At 56.7% G+C, this 22614-nt stretch carries 21 protein-coding genes; 5 read left to right on the top strand and 16 right to left on the bottom strand.

The window, feature by feature from the left end:
• The first annotated feature begins 21 nt into the window (after positions 1–21).
• On the top strand, positions 22–2526 hold the full coding sequence (gene leuS, locus P8935_RS20760; RefSeq protein ID WP_348262223.1) for a leucine--tRNA ligase: 2505 nt from the start codon (positions 22–24) through the stop codon (positions 2524–2526).
• A 23-nt stretch (positions 2527–2549) separates the two neighbouring features.
• A complete protein-coding gene (locus P8935_RS20755) occupies positions 2550–3464 on the top strand; it encodes a hypothetical protein (RefSeq protein WP_348262222.1) in 915 nt (304 codons plus the stop codon).
• 12 nt (positions 3465–3476) lie between these two features.
• Here P8935_RS20755 and P8935_RS20750 read toward each other — a convergent pair whose 3' ends face one another.
• The 3 genes from P8935_RS20750 to acpS form a co-directional block, all read right to left on the bottom strand.
• Complete coding sequence (locus tag P8935_RS20750; protein WP_348262221.1) at positions 3477–4115, bottom strand: cytochrome P460 family protein; 639 nt, start codon at positions 4113–4115, stop codon at positions 3477–3479.
• Positions 4116–4197: 82 nt separating this feature from the next.
• Complete coding sequence (locus tag P8935_RS20745) at positions 4198–5274, bottom strand: MlaD family protein (protein WP_348262220.1); 1077 nt, start codon at positions 5272–5274, stop codon at positions 4198–4200.
• Between the two features lie 180 nt (positions 5275–5454).
• The gene (acpS, locus tag P8935_RS20740; protein ID WP_348262219.1) at positions 5455–5934 is read right to left on the bottom strand and encodes a holo-ACP synthase; all 480 of its coding nucleotides are present in this window, start codon (positions 5932–5934) and stop codon (positions 5455–5457) included.
• Positions 5935–5956: 22 nt separating this feature from the next.
• Between acpS and P8935_RS20735 the strand changes: the two genes are divergently transcribed.
• Positions 5957–6361: a hypothetical protein gene (locus P8935_RS20735; protein WP_348262218.1), complete on the top strand. Its 405-nt coding sequence runs from the start codon at positions 5957–5959 to the stop codon at positions 6359–6361.
• Positions 6362–6376: 15 nt separating this feature from the next.
• On the opposite strand, the gene recG is transcribed toward P8935_RS20735, so the two are convergent.
• Complete coding sequence (recG, locus tag P8935_RS20730; RefSeq protein ID WP_348262217.1) at positions 6377–8656, bottom strand: ATP-dependent DNA helicase RecG; 2280 nt, start codon at positions 8654–8656, stop codon at positions 6377–6379.
• A 68-nt stretch (positions 8657–8724) separates the two neighbouring features.
• Between recG and P8935_RS20725 the strand changes: the two genes are divergently transcribed.
• The gene (locus P8935_RS20725; RefSeq protein WP_348262216.1) at positions 8725–9540 is read left to right on the top strand and encodes a DNA alkylation repair protein; all 816 of its coding nucleotides are present in this window, start codon (positions 8725–8727) and stop codon (positions 9538–9540) included.
• A gap of 23 nt (positions 9541–9563) precedes the next feature.
• Here the strand turns inward: P8935_RS20725 and P8935_RS20720 are convergent, their stop codons facing one another.
• The 9 genes from P8935_RS20720 to P8935_RS20680 form a co-directional block, all read right to left on the bottom strand.
• Positions 9564–9977: a cyclic nucleotide-binding domain-containing protein gene (locus P8935_RS20720; protein WP_348262215.1), complete on the bottom strand. Its 414-nt coding sequence runs from the start codon at positions 9975–9977 to the stop codon at positions 9564–9566.
• A gap of 269 nt (positions 9978–10246) precedes the next feature.
• The gene (locus tag P8935_RS20715; protein ID WP_348262214.1) at positions 10247–11818 is read right to left on the bottom strand and encodes a hypothetical protein; all 1572 of its coding nucleotides are present in this window, start codon (positions 11816–11818) and stop codon (positions 10247–10249) included.
• 137 nt (positions 11819–11955) lie between these two features.
• Entirely contained in the window at positions 11956–12537 is a 582-nt protein-coding gene (locus tag P8935_RS20710) for an isoprenylcysteine carboxylmethyltransferase family protein (RefSeq protein ID WP_348262213.1), read from the bottom strand.
• A 58-nt stretch (positions 12538–12595) separates the two neighbouring features.
• Complete coding sequence (gene rfbD, locus P8935_RS20705; RefSeq protein WP_348262212.1) at positions 12596–13549, bottom strand: dTDP-4-dehydrorhamnose reductase; 954 nt, start codon at positions 13547–13549, stop codon at positions 12596–12598.
• On the bottom strand, positions 13546–14091 hold the full coding sequence (rfbC, locus tag P8935_RS20700) for a dTDP-4-dehydrorhamnose 3,5-epimerase (RefSeq protein WP_348262211.1): 546 nt from the start codon (positions 14089–14091) through the stop codon (positions 13546–13548). The genes rfbD and rfbC overlap by 4 nt, the downstream gene beginning before the upstream one ends.
• Positions 14088–14984, bottom strand: coding sequence for a glucose-1-phosphate thymidylyltransferase RfbA (gene rfbA / locus P8935_RS20695; RefSeq protein ID WP_348262210.1), 897 nt, complete (start codon positions 14982–14984; stop codon positions 14088–14090). Before rfbA ends, rfbC begins: the two co-directional genes overlap by 4 nt.
• A complete protein-coding gene (rfbB, locus tag P8935_RS20690) occupies positions 14981–16069 on the bottom strand; it encodes a dTDP-glucose 4,6-dehydratase (protein WP_348262209.1) in 1089 nt (362 codons plus the stop codon). Before rfbB ends, rfbA begins: the two co-directional genes overlap by 4 nt.
• Positions 16070–16269: 200 nt before the next feature.
• Positions 16270–17340, bottom strand: coding sequence for a tRNA preQ1(34) S-adenosylmethionine ribosyltransferase-isomerase QueA (gene queA, locus P8935_RS20685; RefSeq protein WP_348262208.1), 1071 nt, complete (start codon positions 17338–17340; stop codon positions 16270–16272).
• Complete coding sequence (locus tag P8935_RS20680) at positions 17337–18029, bottom strand: lysophospholipid acyltransferase family protein (protein ID WP_348262207.1); 693 nt, start codon at positions 18027–18029, stop codon at positions 17337–17339. Before P8935_RS20680 ends, queA begins: the two co-directional genes overlap by 4 nt.
• Before the next feature lie 515 nt (positions 18030–18544).
• Between P8935_RS20680 and P8935_RS20675 the strand changes: the two genes are divergently transcribed.
• Entirely contained in the window at positions 18545–19345 is an 801-nt protein-coding gene (locus P8935_RS20675) for a hypothetical protein (RefSeq protein WP_348262206.1), read from the top strand.
• A gap of 36 nt (positions 19346–19381) precedes the next feature.
• Here P8935_RS20675 and P8935_RS20670 read toward each other — a convergent pair whose 3' ends face one another.
• From P8935_RS20670 to P8935_RS20660, 3 genes are all read right to left on the bottom strand, one after another.
• Positions 19382–20629 (bottom strand): ABC transporter permease, encoded by a 1248-nt coding sequence (locus tag P8935_RS20670; RefSeq protein ID WP_348262205.1) that lies wholly within the window; start codon positions 20627–20629, stop codon positions 19382–19384.
• Positions 20622–21524: an ATP-binding cassette domain-containing protein gene (locus P8935_RS20665; RefSeq protein ID WP_348262204.1), complete on the bottom strand. Its 903-nt coding sequence runs from the start codon at positions 21522–21524 to the stop codon at positions 20622–20624. The genes P8935_RS20670 and P8935_RS20665 overlap by 8 nt, the downstream gene beginning before the upstream one ends.
• A gap of 124 nt (positions 21525–21648) precedes the next feature.
• Positions 21649–22545, bottom strand: coding sequence for a hypothetical protein (locus P8935_RS20660; protein WP_348262203.1), 897 nt, complete (start codon positions 22543–22545; stop codon positions 21649–21651).
• Between the last annotated feature and the right edge of the window lie 69 nt (positions 22546–22614).

Genomic DNA, 22614 nt, shown 5'->3' with positions numbered 1-22614 from the left:
GTCCATTTACACTGAAAGGTTATGGCGGAAGAAAAAGAGCTTCGTTACGACCCGGCGACAATTGAGCCGAAATGGCAGCAGCGCTGGGCCGCAGACCCCGGAATGTATGCGGCTGAGCCGCACTCCTGCGGTAAACCCAAGTATTACGTGCTGGAGATGCTGCCTTACCCCAGCGGCCAGTTGCACATGGGCCACGTGCGCAATTACTCGATCGGCGATGCACTGGCGCGTCACATGTGGATGCGCGGCTACAACGTGATGCATCCGATGGGGTGGGACGCCTTCGGGCTCCCTGCTGAAAACGCCGCGCTTAAAAACAACACTCCGCCGCGCGAATGGACACTGTCGAACATCGCTGCGATGAAGCGCCAGTTCGAACGGCTTGGCATGGGCTTCGATTGGGCGACCGAGGTTACAACCTGCCTTCCTGACTACTACAAGTGGAACCAATGGTTCTTTCTCCGCATGTACGAGAAAGGGCTAGCGTATCGCAAGAAGAGCAAAGTGAATTGGTGCCCGGAGTGCGCGACGGTTCTGGCCAACGAGCAGGTGATCGACGGTCGCTGCTGGCGGCATGAAGACACGATCGTGGAGCAGCGCGACCTGGTGCAGTGGTTTTTGCGCATCACAGCCTATGCGCAGGAACTGCTGGACGATCTGGACAAGTTGGATGGCTGGCCAGAAAAAGTGCGCACGATGCAGCGCAACTGGATCGGTCGGAGCGAAGGCACCGAGGTTGATTTCGGCGTTGAGAACCGGCCAGAGAAGATTCGCGTGTTCACGACGCGCGTCGATACGATATTTGGCGCCACGAGCGTGCAGCTTGCGCCGGAGCATGCGTTGGTGACAGCTCTGGCTGCGGATGATGCGGGCCTGCGCGAGCAGGTTTCGAAGCTGCTGGAAGAGCAGAAGAAGGCTCGCGAAGCGGGCGATATCGGCGAGATTGAGAAGCACGGAATTCCTACGGGTAAATTTGCCATTAATCCCTATAGCGGCGAACTGGTGCCGATCTGGGTGGCGAATTATGTGCTCAGCGATTATGGAACGGGCGCCATCATGAGTGTCCCTGGCCATGATGCGCGCGATTTCGAATTTGCGAAGAAATACGCAATTCCAGTGAGACGGGTAATTGCTCCAGCTGATCCGAACGCGGAAGAACCGGAGTTGCCCTTCCTTTCCGAAGATGGCGTGCTGGTGAACTCGGGCGAGTTCAATGGGCTGAGCTGCGAGCAGGCCCAGAAACAACTCCAGGAGGTTGCCGCACGCAGTGCCTTCGGCGAGGCGAAGGTTACGTTTCGCCTGAAGGATTGGGGCGTGAGCCGCCAGCGTTATTGGGGCACGCCGATTCCAATGATTCATTGCGAGCGTGACGGGCTCGTGCCGGTGCCGGATGAGCAGTTGCCGGTGCTGCTGCCGGAGAAGATCGAGATTACGCAGCAGGGCGGATCGCCTCTGTCGCGCGTGCCGGATTTCGTGAACGTGACTTGTCCCAGGTGCAAAGGGCCAGCAAAGCGCGAGACCGACACGATGGATACGTTTGTCGACTCGAGCTGGTACTTCTACCGCTACACCGATGCAAAGAACGCAAATGCTCCGTTCGATTCGGCGACGGCGAAGTACTGGTTTCCGATTGACCAGTACATCGGCGGCGTGGAGCACGCGATTCTGCACCTGATCTACTCGCGCTTCTGGACGAAGGTGATGCGGGACCTCGGCTTGATTACGAATGATGAGCCGGTGCGGCGTCTCTTCACGCAGGGGATGGTGATTAAAGACGGCGCGAAGATGTCCAAGTCGAAGGGCAACGTAGTTTCGCCGGATGACATGGTGGCGCGCTACGGCGCAGATTCTGCGCGTATGTACGCGCTGTTTGCGGCGCCTCCAGACCGCGACCTGGATTGGCAGGAAGACGGCGTTGCGGGAGTCAGCCGCTTTCTCGGTCGCGTATGGCGCATTGTCACGAAGTACGCGCCGGTAGCTCGCGCGGCCTCGCAGGTCAACTCTGACGTGCCGAATAGCGGCGTTGCGCAGAAGCTGCTGCGCAAACTGCATCAGACTACGGCAAAGATCACGCTGGACTTTGAAGGGCGCTGGCACTTCAATACGTGCGTCGCGGCCATCATGGAGTTGGTGAACGAGCTTCAAGGCGCCGATGCGCAACTGGCTGCAGGGCAAGTGCCGGCAGCAGTGATTCGCGAGTTGCTGCAGACGCTGGTGTTGCTGATTGCACCGTTTGCACCATATCTTGCAGCCGAGCTTTGGGAAGAACTGGGCGGCGACGGCGCGGTGCTGCGCCAGCCATGGCCGAAGAGCGATCCGGGACTCGCCAAAGAAGATGAGATTGAGATCCCGGTGCAGATCAACGGCAAGCTGGTGAGTGTGGTTCGCGTGGCTTCGGGTTCTGATTCCAAGGTGATCGAAGCGGCGGCACTTGATGAGGAAAAGGTCAAGACGCGCATCGCGGGAAAGACCGTGGCGAAGATCATCGTTGTGCCGGGGCGCGCCGTGAATCTGGTTGTGAAGTAATGCGCAATGCAGTTGAGGCTCAAGTGATCGCAGACCGCCGAGCGGCGCAGGTTCGCGGCACGCAGACGCTGGTCGACCAGATGGGCTGGATGCTGCGGCGGCCCGAGATTGTCGCGATTGAGGTGGGCTGGCGCTGGCTGTTTGGCGTTCCGTTTCTGTTAGTTTGCTGGGCGCGTCTGCAGCATGTGCTCGGCCTTCTCACGCTTGAAGATTCGGGACTGCACAACATCGATGTGCAGAATCCATGGATCGCGGCAGCGCAGTTGAGCCGTGCGTTTGCGAGGTATGAGCCGCTGATAGCGCACGAACTTAAGTGGCTGGTTCCCATCGCTGCACTAGCATGGATCGTGATCTCGGGCCTCGGCCGCAGCCTTGCGTTCTATCGCATGGATCCGCGTCTGAAGTTTCGTCCGGCATCGATGATGATGCTGCAGACTGTCTGGCTAGCTCTGTTTGGCGGGGTTTGCGCGGGATGGTTTCTGTCTGTAGGTCGGGCGGCGCAGGCTCATTTTCCTGCCAGTGGTGAGCCGGACCTGATCGGGTTTGCCATCTGGCTGATCTTTCTATCGCTGGCGTTTTTTACGGTGTGGGCTTTGCTGGGCTGGATTGTTTCCGTAGCCCCGGTGCTGATGTTGTTTGAGAAGCGGACTCCGTTGGCCGCGCTAGGCGAGGGCCTGCGACTGGGGAAGACGTTCACTTCTGAGCTGGTCGAAATTGGCATGGTGATGGGGATTGTGAACCTGGCGTTGATGATTCTGGCTATGGTGTTGTCGGCGGCACCTCTTCCCTTTAGCGATCAGCTTGGTGGGGATGCGCTGCATATGGTGTGGGCAGGGGCGGTCGTCTTCTACCTGATCGCGCACGACTACTTTCAGTTGGTGCGCCTGAAGTGCTTCATTCGATTCTGGATGATTTTTCGCGGTGAAGCAGGGCTTTAATACAAAACTTTGCTACTTTGAGGCTTCGGCAGATTCTTCTTTTAGGAACGCTTCGGAGAGTGCTCCTTTGGCTTTCGCGATGGGCAATAGCGTGGGGTAGAACTGCACGAAAGTCGTATCAACGGCCGCGTGGGCGGCGTGGCAGGTGTAGCAAGGAGCTCCCTTTGGAATCAGCGTGCCGGTTTTATCGGGCGCATCAAAATCAAAGAAGGCCCACTTGCCGGGGAATCGAGCTTCATCTTTCACATGGACCTCGAGGCCGGTGATCGCGGTGTCCTGAAAGTGTCCCTGCTGGTTGATTGATCCTTTGCTTTTTGCTCGGCGCACCTCAAGGACCATGACTGTCTTATCGGGCCACGTTCCGGTTGCGACGAAGCTGCGATAAGCCGCAGGATTGACGAAGACGTTGTCGAACACGGATTGCCCCTGCATCTCCATGGCTTTGGGCGAATAGCTCATGTCAATGCCAGATGTGATGTAGATCCACTCGCGGTAATCCTTGAGCGGAAGCAGATCGCCTTTGTCGTTGTAGCTTGGTGCGGAGATTCGATCGGCGTGGACAAGGTTCATGGGGCGAAAGACAAGAGTGACCGCGCATGCGGCGGCGAGTAGGCAGACTGCGGCTGTAGCGATTCGAGCCTTGGGGAACATTCCGACCTCCGATGACTTAGAAACGCATGGATGCTTGCGGAAGTTCCTCAAAAATCGCCAGATCGACTGAAACTCCTGCGACTTAGAAAAGCTTGAGGCGAATCACGAAGTATTTTTTGGGATCCTGGCGAATGGCCTGGAGGAGTTGTTTGGCCTGATCCATGGTCTGGTCGGTATGGTCGTACACCGAACGATTCTGCATGAGCTGTCCGATGGTGCCCTTGCCTTCGTCGATGCCGGTGAGAAGGCTATCCAAGCGGGTTACGGCGTCATCCAGTTTCTTGGCGAATTCGGGATCCTTCGCCAGCTTGCCGATCGAACCCTTTCCTGAATTCACGTCGGCCAGCAATTGATTAGCATTGGCGACGGTGGAATTAAGGTTGTTATAGAGGGTGTCGTCCTTGACCAGTTTCCCGGCGGTTCCCTGGCCGTTCTGTATTCCCTGGGCGATGTTGTCAAAGCGGCCAACGACGGAATCGACGTGCGTGTAGAGCGTGTCGTCGTTGACGAGTTTGCCGAGGGTGCCCTGGCCGTTGTTGATGGCTCCGGTCAACTTATCGAGGTTATCGGCGATGTGGTTGAGTTTGGCGTAAAAGGCTGGGTCGTTGATGAAGCCGCCGATGGTGCCTCGCTTGGAGTTGAGGGTGTCCATGAGGATGTTGGCGTTTTTCATCAGCTTGGTGATCTGGTCGATGGAGTCCTGGCTGGCGCTGATAACGCCTTGCAAACTGGGAGCTTCAGTCGAACGGAGTTCGGTGTTGTTGGCTGGCGCCGGCCCCGTGGCGTGGGCGGAAGTGATATCGACGAAGCTGTCGCCTAAAACACCGGCTTGCACGATGGATGTAGTTGAGTCGGAATGCAAAAAGTGAATGTATTCGCCGCCAACCCGCATGGAAACTTCCACAGGGGTGGGGCTACGCTCGGGAACAACACGGATCTTGGTGATGTTTCCGATGGTCACGCCTTCGAGCGTAACGGGGGCGCCACTTTTTAGGCCGCCGGCGTTATTGAAGTAGGTGCGAAGGGTGAGTTTATGCGCGAACAGGCCGCCGCTGGCTGACGACATGAGGAGGATGACAAGAACCAGAACGGCCAAGGCCGCCAGGACCAATGCGCCAACTCTCAGCTGGGACCACTGAATCTCTTTGCGGCTCGGCACTCAAATCCCCTTGATGATGTTGACCCGACCGGACAACCTCATCGCCTTGAGAATAGCAGAAAGGGCAGGGGTTACCAGCGCTTGAGGTAAACCTGTCGGTAAAAGGAATGCTAAAGGACCAGAAGAGATCTGGCACAGCATCTTCATGCAGAAATGAGGGTTAGCTTTGCGCAAATCGGATCAGCTCTCGAGGATTACGTTTGCCATGGAGAGGCTTGCCGTGTGGGTGATCGACAGCGCTGCGCGGGCAACGCCCAGCTGGGAAGCGATCTCCGCTGCCCGGCCGTGGAAGCGGAGACCAGGGCGGCCGCCGGGCTCCCGTATCACCTCGATTTCGAGCCAGTTAACGCCGCGGCTGATGCCGGTGCCCAGCGCTTTTGCTCCCGCTTCCTTGGCGGCAAAGCGGGCTGCGAGGCTTTCGGCGGCGTTGCGTTTGCGCATGCAGTAGGCCTGTTCCGCAGCAGTGAAGACACGGTCGAGAAAGCGCTTCCCATAGCGTTCGAGGGACTGCTGGATGCGTGCTATTTCAACAAGATCAATGCCGCTGCCGACAATCATGTTGTGTACCAAGCTAACACCCCGCGACCAGTTTGCTTCTGTGTGCAAGTCCGGAATTCGCGTGCTTACTGAACCCGCCAGCGCACACCATGATCTTTCCATCCACCCTGCCGATACATCAGTTATGAAACAGGCTTTGACCTTCCGCGATGCCCAGCAGCCGGGCGCGATTCCGTGGGCTTTACAGATGAGAGCGATCTCCAGGGAAGAGCCGAATAGGGTCGTTCGATCCGTTACCGGCGCGATCCTGGGATGCGGGGGCTGGGTTTTGAGCCGCAGTGCCAGCGATGAGGGTCTCATCGACATTTTGTTCGAATTTGAGCGGCAGTCGTGCCTCGAGATCTACAGCATTCTCATCGCTGCCGGTGTTGAGCTGAGCCAGAATGCGCACATTCGTTTTACCGAACTTTGCCAATGCACGCGGCTGGTCCGGAAAGACTGCAGTGAGGAGATCGTAAGCGTTGATCTTGAGATTCAGACGTTCGCGATGAATGAAGAAAAAGATACAGCAGCGCAGGCGCCGCATTAATCGGCGGCTCGATCACTAACCGGCTTCTACCAGTCCGTAGCGGCGCTGCCACGACTCTTTAAGGCGGGCCCATACGCGACCACGCTCTGCTTCGGTCCCTTCGCCTGACTTGGCGGTGGCGAACGTCTCTGCTTCGCGCTTGGCGAGTTCCAGCAAGGCACGGTCGCGCACCAGGTTGGCGACCCGGAAATCCGGGAGGCCGGCCTGGCGGGTACCAAAAAACTCTCCCGGGCCACGCATGGTGAGGTCAAGTTCTGCCAGTTCAAAACCGTCCTGCGTTCTGACCATGGCGCCGAGTCGTTCTTCAGCCTGCTCAGAGACTTTTTGCCCGGTGATGAGGATGCAGTAGCTTTTGGCAGCGCCACGACCGACCCGGCCGCGAAGCTGGTGCAATTGTGCAAGGCCGAAGCGTTCTGCGTGCTCTACCACCATCACGGTGGCGTTTGGAACGTCCACGCCGACTTCGACGACGGTTGTTGCCACCAGCACATCGATTTCACCGCGCTGGAATCGGCGCATGATGATTTCCTTGTCGTCAGGATCGAGGCGGCCGTGCAGCAGACCGACGCGCAATCCTTTGAGGGGGCCGGTACGCAGTTTCTCGTGCATCGAGACGGCAGACTTGAGCTCTGCTCCTTTAATTTTCGGCGTAGGTTTCTGGCCCGAGATGCTTGAGAAGAGATCTGCGGTCTTCCCTTTACGCGCGGTTCTAGCGGAACGTGAGGCCGGTTCAGAAACTGCCGCGGAAGGTTCGTCATGCGAAAAGTCCAGTTCTGGCTGGTCGTCGCTGCTGCCCTCGATCACGGGATACACGATGTACGCCTGTCGTCCCTGGGCCACCTGCTTGCGCACGAAGTCCCAGACATCTTCACATCGCTCTTCCGGCACGCGTCGAGTGACGATCGGGGTGCGTCTGGGAGGGAGTTCGTCGAGGATGCTGACATCAAGATCGCCATAGAGCGACAGCGCCAGCGTGCGTGGTATCGGCGTTGCGGTCATCACGAGCACATCCGGCTCTGGCTGATTTGGTTTCTTCATCAGCTTGAAGCGCTGCATCACACCGAAGCGGTGCTGTTCGTCGACGACTACGAGACCAAGACGGTCGAATTCGACATTTTCCTCGATCAAAGCATGTGTGCCGATGACCAGTTGCGCCTCGCCGCGATTGATCATTCCGCGATTGGTGCGCTTGCGATCTTCATCGAGCGAACCGGTGAGAAGTATCGTGCGGTATTTTCGCGATGAGCGCTCGAGGAGTTTGCGAGCCGCCAGAAAATGTTGGGTTGCAAGGATTTCGGTGGGCGCCATTAGCGCGGCTTGATATCCGTTCTCAATTGCCACGAGCATGGCCTGCAGCGCCACGATGGTTTTGCCAGAGCCGACATCGCCTTGCAACAGCCGCCGCATGGGACTGGACGCACGCATGTCTGTGACGATTTCGCCGAGGGTGCGTTTTTGTGCCGCGGTGGGATGAAACGGCAGCACTTCGCGGATGGCTTCGCGGACTTTGTTGTTGGTCTCGAACGCGATTCCGGCTCGTTCGCGCATGCGACGCCGTTTCAACTCAAGGCCTAACTCGAGAAAGAAGAGTTCCTCAAAGATCAAGCGACGATGGGCAGGCGTTGCCCAGGATTGCAGTTGCGTGAGCGAAGTGCCTTCCGGTGGAAAGTGGACCTCGCGCAAAGATGTTTCGCGATCCGGCATGTCAAGCCGGCCGAGCATCTGCGCCGGCAGGCATTCCAGCACATTTCCACGCACAGCATCGAGTAGATTGAAGATCACTTTGCGCTGCCAGCGCGAAGCCAACCGGGACCCGCCCAGCGATTCGTAGACAGGCGTAATGCGGCCGACTTCAAGCAAGCGCGTCTCCGCATCATCGCTCGCGTCGGGCAAAATCTCGAACTGCGGCTGAATCATTTTGAAGTTGCTGGTCGAGCGAGATGGCTCAACTTTTCCGTAGAGGGCTACGGTTTGTCCTGCGTGAAATTTGCCCTCGAGATAGGTGGCGTGAAACCAGATGCATTTGAGCACGTGGCGCCCCTGACCTACGGTGAGTTCAAATAGCGGCATTCGACGCGTGCGCAGAAGTGCGGAGCCGCGTACCTCGGCGATCACGCTGGCGGTTTCTCCGGGTTTCAGTTCGTCGAGACTGCGCGGATTCTGGCGGTCCTCATAGCGAAAGGGAAGATGGTAAAGCAGATCCTCAGCGGTCTGAATGCCTTTGGCCGCGAGCATCTCCGACAGTTGCGGACCGACACCGCGCACAAACTTTACTGGACTATCAAGGCCGGGCACACTCCGGATGCTAACGCATTTGGCCCGAGCGCGTACCGATGCGCGGAAGCGCGATGTGAGGATTGCAAGTGAGCGCGTTTCTGCGTTGCAATCAGAGGGCGAAGGAAGGGATAATCAGCGCCATCCAGCAATTGCAAACCGGCTGGACCGAGAGGGCCAATCAAGCAATGACGACGGTTGCCGCGATCATGTCGGATCTGAAAAAGAAGGGCAAGGAACAGACACGCAGAATTTATGCGCGGCACGGGATGAACCCCGAGCGTATTTACGGCGTCAGCGTGGCGGATTTAAAGGTAATTGCCAAGACCATCAAGGGTAAGCAGGATCTTGCGTGCGAACTCTATGAGACCGGCAACATGGATGCGATGTACCTTGCCGGAATGGTGGCCGACGGCTCGAGGCTGAGCAAGACGCAGCTGAACAAGTGGGCTAAGAGCGCATCGGATTTGCAGATGATTTCTGAATACACCGTTCCATGGCTTGCGGTAGAAAATGCGATGGCGCGAGAGTTGGCATTGGAATGGATGAATTCGAAAGACCCGCAAATCGCGGCTTCCGGATGGTGCACTTATGCGGGATTGTTGTCGATCAGGCCGGACGAAAGCCTGGATCTGACCGAAGTCAGAGAGTTGCTTTCCAGGGTGAAGAAGGAGATCAACGCGGCGCCCAACCGGGTAAAGATGACGATGAACAGTTTTGTGATTGCTGTAGGCACCTATGTAAAGCCGCTACTGAAAGAAGCCAAGGCAGTGGCCGAGCAACTCGGCGCGGTCAAGGTGGATGTGGGCGACACGGCGTGCAAGGTTCCGTTGGCAACTGCGTATATCGAGAAGAATGAGAAGGCGGGAAAGATCGGAAAAAAACGCAAGACGTTGCGCTGTTGAGTGTCCCGGTTTTTCAGTTGTTTTTAGAATTCTGAAATAGCGTGGCGGGCGGTTCGCACTTCAGCCGCAAGGACGCGCAATACCCGGACCGCAATCGAAGGATCGGTCATCATGAGACTGTTGAAATCCTCGCGAGTGACAAATCCAAGTTCAGCGTCTTTATCGGCGCTGGCAGTCAGCGTGTAAGGCTCATTGCCGATAAGCGCCGGGAGGCCCAACAGGGAACCGGGATGTAACTTGATAGACATCAAGTCCCCGCCCGTGGGCGATTCCATAGTCAGGGATGCGGTGCCTTTGCGCAGAATGTAAAGACCGGCTGGTTTGCCTCCCTGGTTGAACAGGCGGCGGGACTCCGTGCAGATCAAAGTGGAAGAGCGCCTTTCCAGAGCGTCAATTAGCTCCTTCTCGGCGATGAAAGATGATGAGTCAAAATTCACCGAAGCACTCCAAACCGTCCGTGTGGCCATTGCGGTCAAATTAATTCCTATCGACATATAATTTCATGAATATATTCCTCGACTTGTGACACGGGTCACATCCGGAAGGTTGAATAGCGAAAGGCTTTTGAGACCGTCGAAACTATTAGCAACAACGGAGATTATAAGAGATGTAACCGTCTGTAAAAATGGGAGTTGCTCCGCTGGCTGGCGATTCTACCTTGGTCAACCTCACCTCAAGATGCATTCACTGGATCAACAGTAATCAGCTATTTATTGGTGGGCCCAACGATGGAAGAACCTGCCCGGGCTCCGGGCGTTCGAGCAAAGGTCACATATACGTCTTCACCGGTCTTTTCGCTCTTCACGATTGTCCAGCCCTCGGTGTGTTTCAGGAGGTAAGCGACCGGCATCGTATCCGTGACCAGAACATGGTCAATGCGGTAATGATCGAAGACTTCGAGAGGTGACACCAGGTACATGGCCTTGAGGTAGTCGCCCAAAACTCCACGGTGCTCAAAGATGTCGAAGCGGGAGTCAATGAAATCGGGTTTGGCTAGAAAGGCCATCATCCCGCCGACGGTGTCCGAGTCGAAAGTGCGCCAGGATGGCTGTATCTGCTCAAGCGACTGCATCGGGAAAAATGTGCCGAGCTTTTCCTTGAGGTTTTTTTCGGTGGGAAAGATAAACAAGATGACAAGCGCAGCGGCGGCAACCATGAAGGCATTTGCCGCAGGAATCGTCTTTTCGTCAGAACTGAGATTGAAGCCACGTCGAATGTCGACAGCAAGAAACGGAGTCGTGATGACGGCGGCCAGGAATGCAAAGCGCATGTGATCCAGCGCGGCGTACCATGCGAAAAAGATGAAAGCCAACTCGTAGATTCGCCACTTGCGTCCTTTGAATGCGTTGGCGACAACCATGAGGCACATCGCCGCAAAAGCTGAAACGCCGGCGGCGGTGCTGAGATTGAGCGGCTTCCACTCCATGACATTGGCGATGTTCAATTTCTGATTTGACATCATGTCGATGGGGTTCCACATCAAGTGCCAGCCGTAGGGATTGATTAGAAGTACGGCTACACTTACCGCGAGCACGGTGAGAAGGCGATTGCGATCGGCAGGGGCGAAGGGCTCCTGCTCGATGGCACCCATCTTGAATTCAAACGAGCCGCACAGAATATAAAGCACGAATAGTGCCAGGCCGATGAGCCAGCTGCCATGCAGATTTATCCATATGCAGAAGAGCGGCGGAAGCAGCCAGAGCGCCCGTGTCTTTCCCCCTTTGTAAGCTTCGAGAATTGCAAGCTCTGATGACATCGCGAGATACGCAATCGAAATCGTCCGTGGTCCTGAGTTTACGGATATCAACAGGAATGCGAGCGCTGCGGCCCACCACGCTGCTCCGGCGTGACCGGACCTGCGAAACCCACGCCAGTAGAGAAAGATCAGGTTGGCACAGATAATGACCCATTCAGCAAAGTAGATCCCGCGCAGATGCAGTGCCTGGTAGCTGAACCAGTAGGGCAATTCGGCGAGCCACTCCGGGTTAACCCACGGCTGGCCGCCGACTGTAAACGAGTTGGGCTCAGTCCAAATGAAGTGATGGGTCGTCATCAACTGGCGCGCGTCGGCCAGGTGCCACCAGATGTCGGGGTCGCGCATCGACTCGCGCGCAGGATTCAGAGAGACCGTAAAGATAACGGGCAGCGCCATGAGGATCGCGATGTTCATCAGGTGGCGCGTGAAGATGCGCTCGAAGGCGCGCTTCAGGGGGCTGGTCGCCGAAGCCGGGGCGGTTCCGGCGGTGGCGGGGCTCTCGATGGCCGAGGGGGAATCCATGGTTCTACGTTACCTGTCGCACGATGAGGCGGGGAAGCACAACCGCAGGGGGACGAATACACGCTGGTACTGTTTCAGCCTCAGCGGGATGAAGTTATCCGCGGCTGAGTGGCGGTCGTGCAATTCGAATATCTACGTCAAAAAACATACGGTATCAGCGCGGAGACGCGCTGCGAGTAGACGTCGTACTGCGCGCCAAAATGGTCGCGCATCAGGCGCTCCTCCATTCGTATCTTCGTCCAAAGGGCGATCAGAATAAGGATTAAGGCAAGGATGCTGCGGACCTGCATGATCGCGATGGCGGTCCCCAAAAATCCGACAAGAAGCCCCGTATAGATGGGATGGCGCACCAAGGCGTATGGGCCGGTCACGATCAGTTCGTGATCGTCCTTGAGCGTGACGGTGAGGCTCCAGTTACGGCCCAGTTGATGCCTCGCCCAGATGGAGAAGAGCAGGCCCGCTACGGTGAGTACGACTCCCCCGAAAAATGTCCACTCGCTTGGAACGAGGGGCGACTCGTATAGCCACGTAAGCCAAGGGAATGTCGACTCGGGAAGGAAGAGCAAGGCTATAGCAACGAGGAAGAGAATCAGGCGAGTAATCCGAGACGGGGCAGCTTCGAACCGCCGGGTGCCCTTGACGTTGGCCGACATCAACCGCCAGTACACGACAAAAGCCGTCCAGAGTGCAGGCAGCAGAAAAGCGTAAAACGAACGCATGCGATCTCCCGACGGGCAGCTTGAAAGATGTTATGCGGAAACGTCGCGTTGTTCCAGGTTAATTCTCGACCGGTCTGTGTTGCAGGGTATGTGACGGTTCATTGTCTCTCCGTTTCGAGGCGATGGCCGCGAGGACTTCGTCGAGTGCTGCCTCCCAAGGGGCTAGATGCACGCCGAAGGTGCGCTGCAGTTTTTCGTTGGAGAGCACGGAGTTCTGCGGCCGCTTGGCAGGGGTTGGATATTCACTGGCCGCAATTGGATTGACCGCAGGCATTTTCCCATCGAGCAGTTGCGGGGCGCGTTCAAAAATCGCGCGCGCAAACCCACACCATGAAGTGCTGCCGGCGCAGGTCATGTGGTATGTGCCTGCGCATGCGTTCGCGATAGTAAATTTTTCTGTAACGATTCCTGTGGCAATGGCGTGTGTGGCCCGGGCCAGCTCAGCAGCTGTTGTCGGCGCGCCAAACTGATCGTCAACTACGTTCAGCGAGTCGCGTTCGCGGCCGAGCCGCAGCATGGTGAGCACAAAATTCTTGCCTTCGGGCGCGTATACCCAGCTGGTGCGGAAGATGAGGTAACGGCCTCCTGCCTTGCGTATTGCCTCTTCGCCGGCAAGCTTGCTGGCGCCATACACGCTCAAGGGGTCGGTGGCATCCTCTTCGCCCCATGGTCCCTTCTTTGAACCATTGAAGACGTAGTCGGTGGAGTAATGAATCAGCAGGGAACTGGCGCGCTGTGCTTCCTCTGCAAGCACTCCAGGCGCGTTGCCGTTGATGGCGAAGGCGAGGTCCCGCTCGCTCTCGGCACGATCGACTGCCGTGTAGGCTCCGGCGTTGATGATGATGTCTGGGGCAACTTCACGGACCGTCGCGCGAATTTGGTCAGGATTCGAAAGATCAAGAGTATTTCGATTGCACGGAATCACTTCAGCGGATCCTGCAAATTCGGCGAGTATTGCGCGCCCCACCTGTCCATCTGCACCAGTCACCAGGATTCGCGGCCACTCACTCACGCGAATACCTCGGCGGTCTCGAGCGTTGCTCCGTTCGCATCTTTGTCGGAGACGATAGCTTCTTCGGGCACGACTGGCCATGCAATCGCAAGATCAGGGTCATTCCATACAATGGTGCGCTCACCGTTGGGATTGTAAGAATCGGTGACTTTGTAGGCAAACCCAGCGACCTCAGTCAACACCAGAAATGCGTGACCAAACCCTTCCGGGATCCAGAGCATTCGCCCGTTCTCGCCGCTAAGCTCCACGGCAACATGTTCTCCGAAGCAAGGAGAACTCTTCCGCAGATCGACGGCAACATCGAGTACGGCGCCGTGCGTTGCGCGCACGAGCTTTCCCTGGGGATTAAGGATCTGATAATGGATGCCGCGGACTACATTCTTCTTTGATATGGAGAAATTGTCCTGGACCCAGGTGCAGGGCAATCCTTCAGATTCGAATGCCTGATGATTCCAGGTCTCCCAGAAAGCGCCGCGATTATCACTGTGAATCTTGGGCGTAATCAGCATTACACCGGGCAGGGATGTCTCTTGAATGTTCATAGCTCGCCTGATCCTGCGGGGATATGCCGCTCATTGCGCAGAGCCAGCAGGTATTGTCCGTAGCCGCTTTTAGCCACGGGCTTTGCCAACGCCTCAAGCTGTTCGGCATTGATATATCCGAAGTGATAAGCAATTTCTTCAGGGCAGGCAATCATCAATCCCTGTCGCTTTTCGATCGTCTGGATGTACATTCCGGCTTCAAAGAGCGAATCGTGTGTACCGGTATCAAGCCACGCCATGCCGCGGCTCATGACCTGGACCCGCAGTTTGCCGGCTTCAAGATACAGCCGGTTCAGATCTGTGATTTCCAGTTCGCCGCGTGCTGAAGGCTTCAGATCGGTCGCCAGTTTCACCACGTCGTTGTCGTAGAAATAAAGGCCGGTTACGGCGTAGCGAGACTTTGGCTGCTTGGGCTTTTCTTCAATGCTGATCGCCTTACCGGCGCTATCGAACTCCACTACGCCATAGCGTTCTGGATCGTGCACCGGATACGCAAAGACGAGAGCACCGCTGGTCAAGTTTGCCGCGTGCTGCAAGTCGCGCGAAAACGACTGGCCGTAGAAGATGTTGTCGCCGAGGATGAGCGAACAAGTATCGTTGCCGATGAAATCGCGGCCAATGGTGAACGCCTGCGCAAGTCCGTCGGGACTGGGCTGGATGGCATAGGTGAGGTTGATACCCCAGCGCTTGCCGTCGCCCAGCAGATCCGCAAATCGCTGTGTGTCTTCCGGTGTGGAGATGATCAGGATGTCGCGCAGGCCAGCGAGCATCAGCGTGCTCAGCGGGTAGTAGATCATGGGCTTGTCGTAGACAGGCAAAAGCTGTTTTGAAACGACATGTGTGACTGGATAAAGGCGCGTTCCCGAGCCACCGGCAAGAATGATCCCCTTCATTGCGCGATCCTCTCCTCGTAGTTTTGCTTGATCCACGTGAGATAGGCGCCGCTGCGCACATTCTCGATCCAGGATGCGTGATTGAGATACCACTCTACGGTGTTACGCAGGCCGTGTTCGAAATCGACTGAGGGCGTCCAGCCAAGTTCGTTTGCAATCTTGCGCGCGTCAATCGCGTAACGGCGATCATGACCGGGACGGTCGGCGACGTATTTGATCAGCTTGCGGCGAGAGCCAATGACCGGGTCGGGCCGCAACTCGTCAACGAGGTCGCAGATTGTATTGACGACATGCAGATTATTACGCTCGCTGTTGCCGCCGACATTGTACGTTTCGCCGAGCTTGCCCTTTTCGAGCACGGTGCGTATGGCGGAGCAGTGATCGTCAACAAATAGCCAGTCGCGGACGTTCTGTCCATCGCCATAAACGGGAAGCGCTTTGCCCTCGAGCGCATTCATGATCATCAAGGGAATCAGCTTCTCAGGAAACTGAAACGGTCCGTAGTTGTTGGAGCAATTGGTAGTGAGGACCGGCAGCTTGAACGTATGGAAGTATGCACGCGCCAGATGATCGGAAGCAGCCTTCGAAGCAGCATAAGGGCTGTTGGGCGCATAGGGCGTTGTCTCGGAGAACGCGGGATCTTCGGGGCTCAGCGTGCCGTAAACTTCATCCGTGGAAACGTGCAGGAAGCGGAAAGATTCCTTTGCGGCGTCATCGAGTGCCGACCAGTAGCGGCGAGCCTGTTCGAGCAATGTATAGGTGCCCTGGACATTGGTATGAATGAATGCGCCGGGATCGACAATGGAGCGATCGACGTGGCTTTCTGCTGCGAAGTGAACGATGGCACGCGGACGATGCTCGTTGAGCGCGGCTGCGACAGCTTCCGCATCGCAAATGTCGGCGCGCACGAGTTGGTAGCGCTTGTCATCATCGAGCGCTGCCAGGTTCTCAGGGTTTCCGGCGTAGGTCAGCAGGTCGAGATTAACGACAGGGGTGCCAACGGTCTCGATCCAGCGCAGCACAAAATTTGAACCAATGAATCCGGCGCCGCCGGTTACAAGGATTGTGTTTTTCGAATCGGTCATGAACGAACATCTTCCTTTATGTTGGGGGAAATCAGCAGATTCAAGGGGACGATATGGAGATCCTAGTGTCCCGTCGTTATTGATCCAGGCCCGAATGGTCGGCACTAAGTGTATTGTATTTCAACAGCATGAACTTCGATTTCTTCCGAAAAGTCGGTTTCGTCGACACGAAGACAGCCGTGCATAAGTTTTGATGCGGCCTAGGCCAGAAACATGCAGTCGCCATAACTGAAAAAACGGTAGCGTGCCGCGACGGCGTGCCGATAGGCCGCAAGCACATGCTCCCGCCCTGCAAATGCGCTTACCAGCATCAAGAGACTCGACTGCGGCAGGTGGAAGTTGGTCAGAAGGGCACCGACCACCTTGAATTCAAATCCCGGCGAGATAAAGATCTGAGTTTCGCCGGTGTGAGCTGCGAAGTGTCCCGCCAGCAGCGCAGCGGATTCGAGAGTGCGCACGACGGTGGTGCCGACGGCGACGATGCGCCGACCTTCGCTGCGGGCACAATTCAAAGCATCGGCAGCTTCTGCGGAAATGGTGTAGCGCTCGCGATGCAACTGGACTTCGTTCACACGCTCGACGCGCAACGGTGCAAATGTGCCGAGGCCAACGTGCAACGTCACGCGCGCAACTTCAACGCCTCGAGTTGCGATGAGGTCCAACATCTGCGGAGTGAAATGCAATCCCGCTGTGGGGGCTGCGACCGACCCAGGGTCGCGGGAGAATACGGTCTGATAGCGTTCGCGGTCGCTTGCCGCATCGTCGCGATGAATGTACGGTGGCAGCGGCACATGGCCGATGCGATCGAGGACGCCGAAGAAGTCATTCACGGGCGCAAATTCAAGCAGGCGATCGCCGAATTGTCCACGCTCGAGCACCTCGGCCTCAAGCACGCTTGCGCCGTCGGGGGCGGGGAATACCAACCGCTCACCAATTGCAACTTTGCGGCCCGGGCGCACCAGCGCATGCCATCGGTTGTCGCCTGCGGGCTCGGTCAGCATGACCTCGATGCGTCCGGTCGGTTTCTCTTTTTCGCGGCGCAGCGTTCGACGGGCGTACAAGCGTGCCGGGATCACGCGCGTGTCATTGAGCACCAGTAGATCGTCTTGTCGGAGAAGGGAAGGGAACTCGCTGACTTGGCTGTCGCGAAGAGTGCCATTTGCGCGATCCATCACCAGCATGCGGCTCAGCCCGCGTTCAGCAGGTGGATGCTGCGCGATCAACTCTTCGGGCAGATCGTAATCGAAATCAGAAACAAGCAAGTCGCTCATGAAGCAAGCTGTCCCAGATGGGCTAATGCTCGGAGGCGGGCGCGCTCGATTGCTTCATTTAACTGCTGGCGCAAGGTTTCGAACTGATCCGTGGGTGTGTTGGCGGGTACGTGCGTCCACTGTGCCCAGCTGACGATGATCCTCGTGAAGGGCTTGGGAATGAGAAAACGGTCCCAGGATTTCATCGTCCATGCCCCCTCTGGCTGGAGATGAAAAGCGCCGATGGGCGCGCCAGTGGCCTGGGCCAGCTTGATGGGACCCATCTTGGTTTCGTAGATCGGCCCGCGCGGACCGTCGGCGGTAAAAATTGCAGTCCGGCCGGTCTCGATTACGTTCTTCAAGCCAAGCAAACCTTCGCGAGCGCCACGGGAACTCGATCCGCGCACGGCGTCGAAGCCGAACATGCGGAGGATTCGTGTGATGAGCTCGCCATCAAAACTGCGGCTAATAAGGATGACCGCTCCGGAGCGGCGGAAATACAGAGTGCAGGGCAAGACGCACTGGTGCCAGAAGCAGTAGATTTCCGGTCCTGCTTTCTGCCCGAATACAACCGGCGTCACACCTTCTTCGGCTATCACTTCAAATCGCCATGTAAGCCCCACAATCCAAAGGAGTGCCCACACCATGCGCGGCACAAGCGCCAGCACAAGCCGTTGGCCCATGGTGAATCTATGGGTATTGTCGGTCACTCTCCTGATTTTACAAGTCGCGTTTACTGCGCAATAGGGTCGAGATGGCAGCACGAAACCCGGAGATGAAGCAGGGTATTGAGCCTGCAGGAGAACCTTATGATCGGTCTCCAATCATTTGAATTTAGCGGCGGTCGTGTGCGGAGGCGGAAGGCATGTCAGAATTCACTACAGGTTGCGGCCCTCTGGAGGAGTTGACGCAACCCGTAGGATCAGCTGCCGAGAATTCTGGCCCTGGCAGCTAATGGCAGTGGTTTCGGATCTTCTTCGCCGATCGGAGGATTACGTGATGGCGGAAATCAATTACTTAAGTCATGGCAATCTTAGGGAATCTACCGTGAGATTCAATCACACGAAAGAGTTACCGTTTTGAATGGCATGCAGAAAGAATCGTGTAAATATTCTGACGTGGTCGCGCGTCGTAGGCTCGTCTAGCAATGGATATAAGTGATCTGCATCGCCTCGTTATTCGGTGGGAAGGAGATTTATGCCTGCTGAAGGCTAGTCAGCTAAGGATGCGCATTCAGTTCCTTGATGAACTGGACGCTCATTTAGGCGACAGCTATTCGGAGGGCTCGATTGCCAATGCGCATGAGAAGACGATCTTTGAGCCTGCCCGCGCGCTTCAACACCGAATCGAAACTCTGAATTCAGCGGTGTACCGAGCCATTCGCAGCAAGATTCGACAAGGTGTTCAGCCAGCCAGATTGCGCCGGTGGATGCGGATGTACGGGTATGAACCGGGCCTGCCGCTTCCCGGGTTGGGGTATGACGATCTGGACGAACTGATGAGCGGCGTTCTTGAGTTGCGGGAACCGGCAAGAGCGAGTCTTCACGGGCCTGAAATGGTGTTTTATCAGCCCACTCCGGCCCGTCACATCCTTGATGTGATCGAGGTCGGAGAACTATCAGAAGAGGATGTTCTCATCGACTTGGGCTCCGGCCTGGGGCATGTGCCCATAATCACTTCCATGCTGACCGGGAGCCGGGGGATAGGGATTGAACTGGAGTCTGCCTATATTAATAGTGCGCGGGATTGCGCGGAAAGACTGGCTCTGGACCGAGTGGTCTTCGTGCAGCAGGATGCGAGGGATGCGGATCTTTCCCGCGGGAACGTGTTCTGCCTCTACACACCATTTACAGGAACTATATTCAGCGCGGTTCTTGATCGATTAAAAAGTGAAGCAAAAAAACGAGAGATTCGAATCTGTACGCTGGGACCGTGCGCTGAAGTGATTGCCCGAGAAACATGGCTGACGGCACGGAGAACTCCGCACGCAGACCGGATTACCTGCTTCTCTTCTAACGCGAATTAAACGCTCAGCGACGCGATCACTGAATGTGATTGTCTCTCAGCTATAGCGCATCCAGCGGACGAGTTCGGGCAGGGTTGCGCGCTTGCCGTACATCAGGATGCCTACGCGGTAGAGCTTCGCCGAGACCCATAGAACTACCACGATACTGATCATCAGAAGCCCGATGGAGACGGCGAACTGCCACCACGGCGGAATCTGCGAAGACATCCGCAGGAACATGATGATTGGCGCGGTGGGCGGGAAAAACGAAGCGGCCACCGACCAGAATGAGTTCGAGTCGTTGATGACCAGCATGATGAGCGCAAAACTGATCCAGGTGGGTGCGGCGGCCAGGGGCATGTACATCTGCAGTTCCTGTTCGGTTTCGCATGAGGCTGCGAGGCCGGCGAAGAGTGAGCTGTAGAGCAGGTAGCCAAGAATGAAGTAGACGGGAAACAAGATCGCTTCAGTCGCCGACACGTGCACGGCGTATTCACCGGAAAGGACACTCGCCGCAATGGGAGTGCCAATCATGACTGCCCCCGCGACAAGCCAAATCCCGATCTGTGTGAGACCTACTGCCCCAACCCCGATCAGTTTGCCGGCAAGCATATCTGTGGGTTTCGCGATTGCGAGCATGACTTCAAAGATGCGCGAGGTCTTCTCCTGAATGATGGAGCGCGCCACGTTCATGCCGTAAATCATGGTCGTCATGGAGAGCAGGATGGCCATGATGTAGCCCTTGTAGAACGAAGCAGCCGCATTGCTCTTCACGACGCTGCGGTCTTTCTTCACCTGGAAGGTCTCGATGTGCACACCGTCGACCAGCTTGTTCGCGGCGTCATGCTGCATCCCGCCAGTGGTGAGCCTGGCATTGAGCAGGGCGTGATTCACAGCATCATGAAGTCGCCCGCCGGTCATGAAGTCCCCGGAAGATTGCGAAGTGTACGTGGCTGTAGGCAGTTGGCCTTGGGGCGTATCGACCCACAAGAAGCCGTCGATCTGCTTGCTGCGCACCTCATCGATGAGGGCCTCTCGGTCAGCAGGGGTTCCCGGCGTAATCACGTCAACCTTTGCCTTGGCATCTTTATCGCCAAGGATCTGTCCTTTGATTTCGCTGGCAAGTAGAGGATCGCTCGAGACGACGGCAAGATGCTTGCCTGAACCAAGGCCGAGACTGGATAGATAACCGATCCCAAAGATTGCGGCAAAGAGTGCAGGGACGCCAAAGGTGGTCATTTTGAAGGCACGCCCGCGCACTTGTTCCAGGTATTCGCGTCTTGCTACGAGCCAGATATTACGCATCGACTTTGCCTCCGACCGTCTGGATAAAGATCTCTTCAAGCGAGGGCTCGACCATCTCGAAGCGATAGATCCGCGCGCCCGCCGAAGCTTCGTGCAGGAGTTTCTGCGCGTCGCCATGTTCCTTGAGCTTGACCTCCGCATGACCGGAGAAATTCTTCGCCTCGGCAATCTCGGAGCTTTTCAGAAAATCAGCGTTGCCTTCGAATTCGATAATGATGCGATTGCGCTCATAGCGCGATTTGATTTCGCGCACGCGGCCGGTTAGAACTGCTTCACCCTTATTGATAAGGCAGATGGAGTCGCAGAGTTTCTCTACCTGATCCATGCGGTGGGTGGAGAAGACGATAGCTCTACCCTCGTCCTTCAGTTCAAGAAGGGTCTTTTCCAAGAGTTGGGCGTTGACGGGATCAAGACCGCTGAAGGGTTCGTCCATCACGATCAAGCCGGGATCGTGGAGCAGTGAGCCAATGAACTGGATTTTCTGCTGCATGCCCTTGGACAACTCTTCAGTCTTTTTGGGAAGGGCCTCGTCAATATCCATCCGCTTGGCCCAGTCGGTCGCGCGCTTGCGTGCTTCAGCGGCGGCAAGCCCGTGGAGTTCGCCGAAGAAAACAAGCTGCTCGATCACTTTCATCTTTTTGTAAAGACCGCGCTCTTCGGGCAAATAACCAACGCGTTCGAGGCTGGTCCGGTCGAAGGGCTTGCCAAAGAGATTGATGGTGCCGGAATCGGGCATCGTGATGCCCATCATCATGCGGATGGAGCTGGTCTTTCCGGCTCCATTCGGGCCCAACAGGCCAAACATCTGTCCAGCATCGATTGAGAGGCTGAGATCACGGACCGCGACCTTGCTCTCGTAGGCTTTTGTTACCCCTGCGAGTTCAACGACAGGCATTCATGCTCCTGGGGGTTTTGGCTGGCCGAACTCCTGGGAGGAGTCGGATAGGTAAAACTGTCGCAAACACTGTACCCAATCGACTATACGGATTGCAGCGGTTTTTGGTTCAGCAGAGCTAGTTTTAATTGTGCTTGTTGTATTCGGGCGGTCCGGCGATCACCAACGCGTCCTTGTCACCGTACACGTACCAGCAGCACCAATCCGTTTCATGGTTCGGCTGATCCATCGGCGAAATGAGATCGCGGTAAATCACGCGGCCATAGATGAAGAGCTTCTCCTCCCATTTCTCAAGTCGCTTGAGCTGTTCGTCGGACGCACAATATGAGCGAACGTCGGCGCGACGGAAAGGCCGGATCCCGGCTGATTCGCCCGGAAGAAGGATGATGGGCTCAAAAGGAGTAGCGGATTTTCCGCTGTCGAAATCAGGAGTGGACGGGAGTTTGGTCTCATCCGCGGCCACCTTGACGCAGTCGGCCTTGGCCAGGATGCGGGCGGGAGTTCGACCACGGTTAGTGGCCATAACTTTGAAGCCATGCTCGACGGTAAGGAAGGGTTCGACGGTAATGACGATCCAAGGACGTCCCGAGTCAACGATTGCCTGCGAGCTTTCGAGGGCTGCGTTGGCACATTGCAGGGCGGCCTGAGCGGCGGAGACGCCGAATTCCGTTTGCCGTTGGATGTTCTTCAGAATCCGCAGCGACAGAAGAACGCCGATATAACCAAGAACTACCAGAACCAGAAGGGCACCCCACAAGACCTGATCGTGCCAGGTCCAGGGAGCCGGCTGGGGCGCCGAAGGGGTGACGACTATCTGTTGGGGTTGCGCGGCTGGCGCCGACTGGATGGGGTCGAGGTCCCTTGCAGAACCAGGCACAGCAGGAGCGGGCCGGGAAGTACTTGGAACTAACTTTTGTCCGGTCAAAGTGGTTCTGGGGGTGACCGGAGCTGACGATGCCGGCACTTGGAAGTCGTTGTCGGCGCGGCCGAAAGCAGGCAACAGACCGACGGCGAGGATCATTGCAAAAGGGGCAAGTCGCCTGAACATTAAAAGAAGAATACAACGCCACGATGCCCATAACCCTAAAGT

The sequence above is a fragment of the Telmatobacter sp. DSM 110680 genome, assembly GCF_039994875.1.
Taxonomy (GTDB): Bacteria; Acidobacteriota; Terriglobia; order Terriglobales; family Acidobacteriaceae; genus Telmatobacter.
This window is presented reverse-complemented; position numbering and strand designations above follow the sequence as displayed.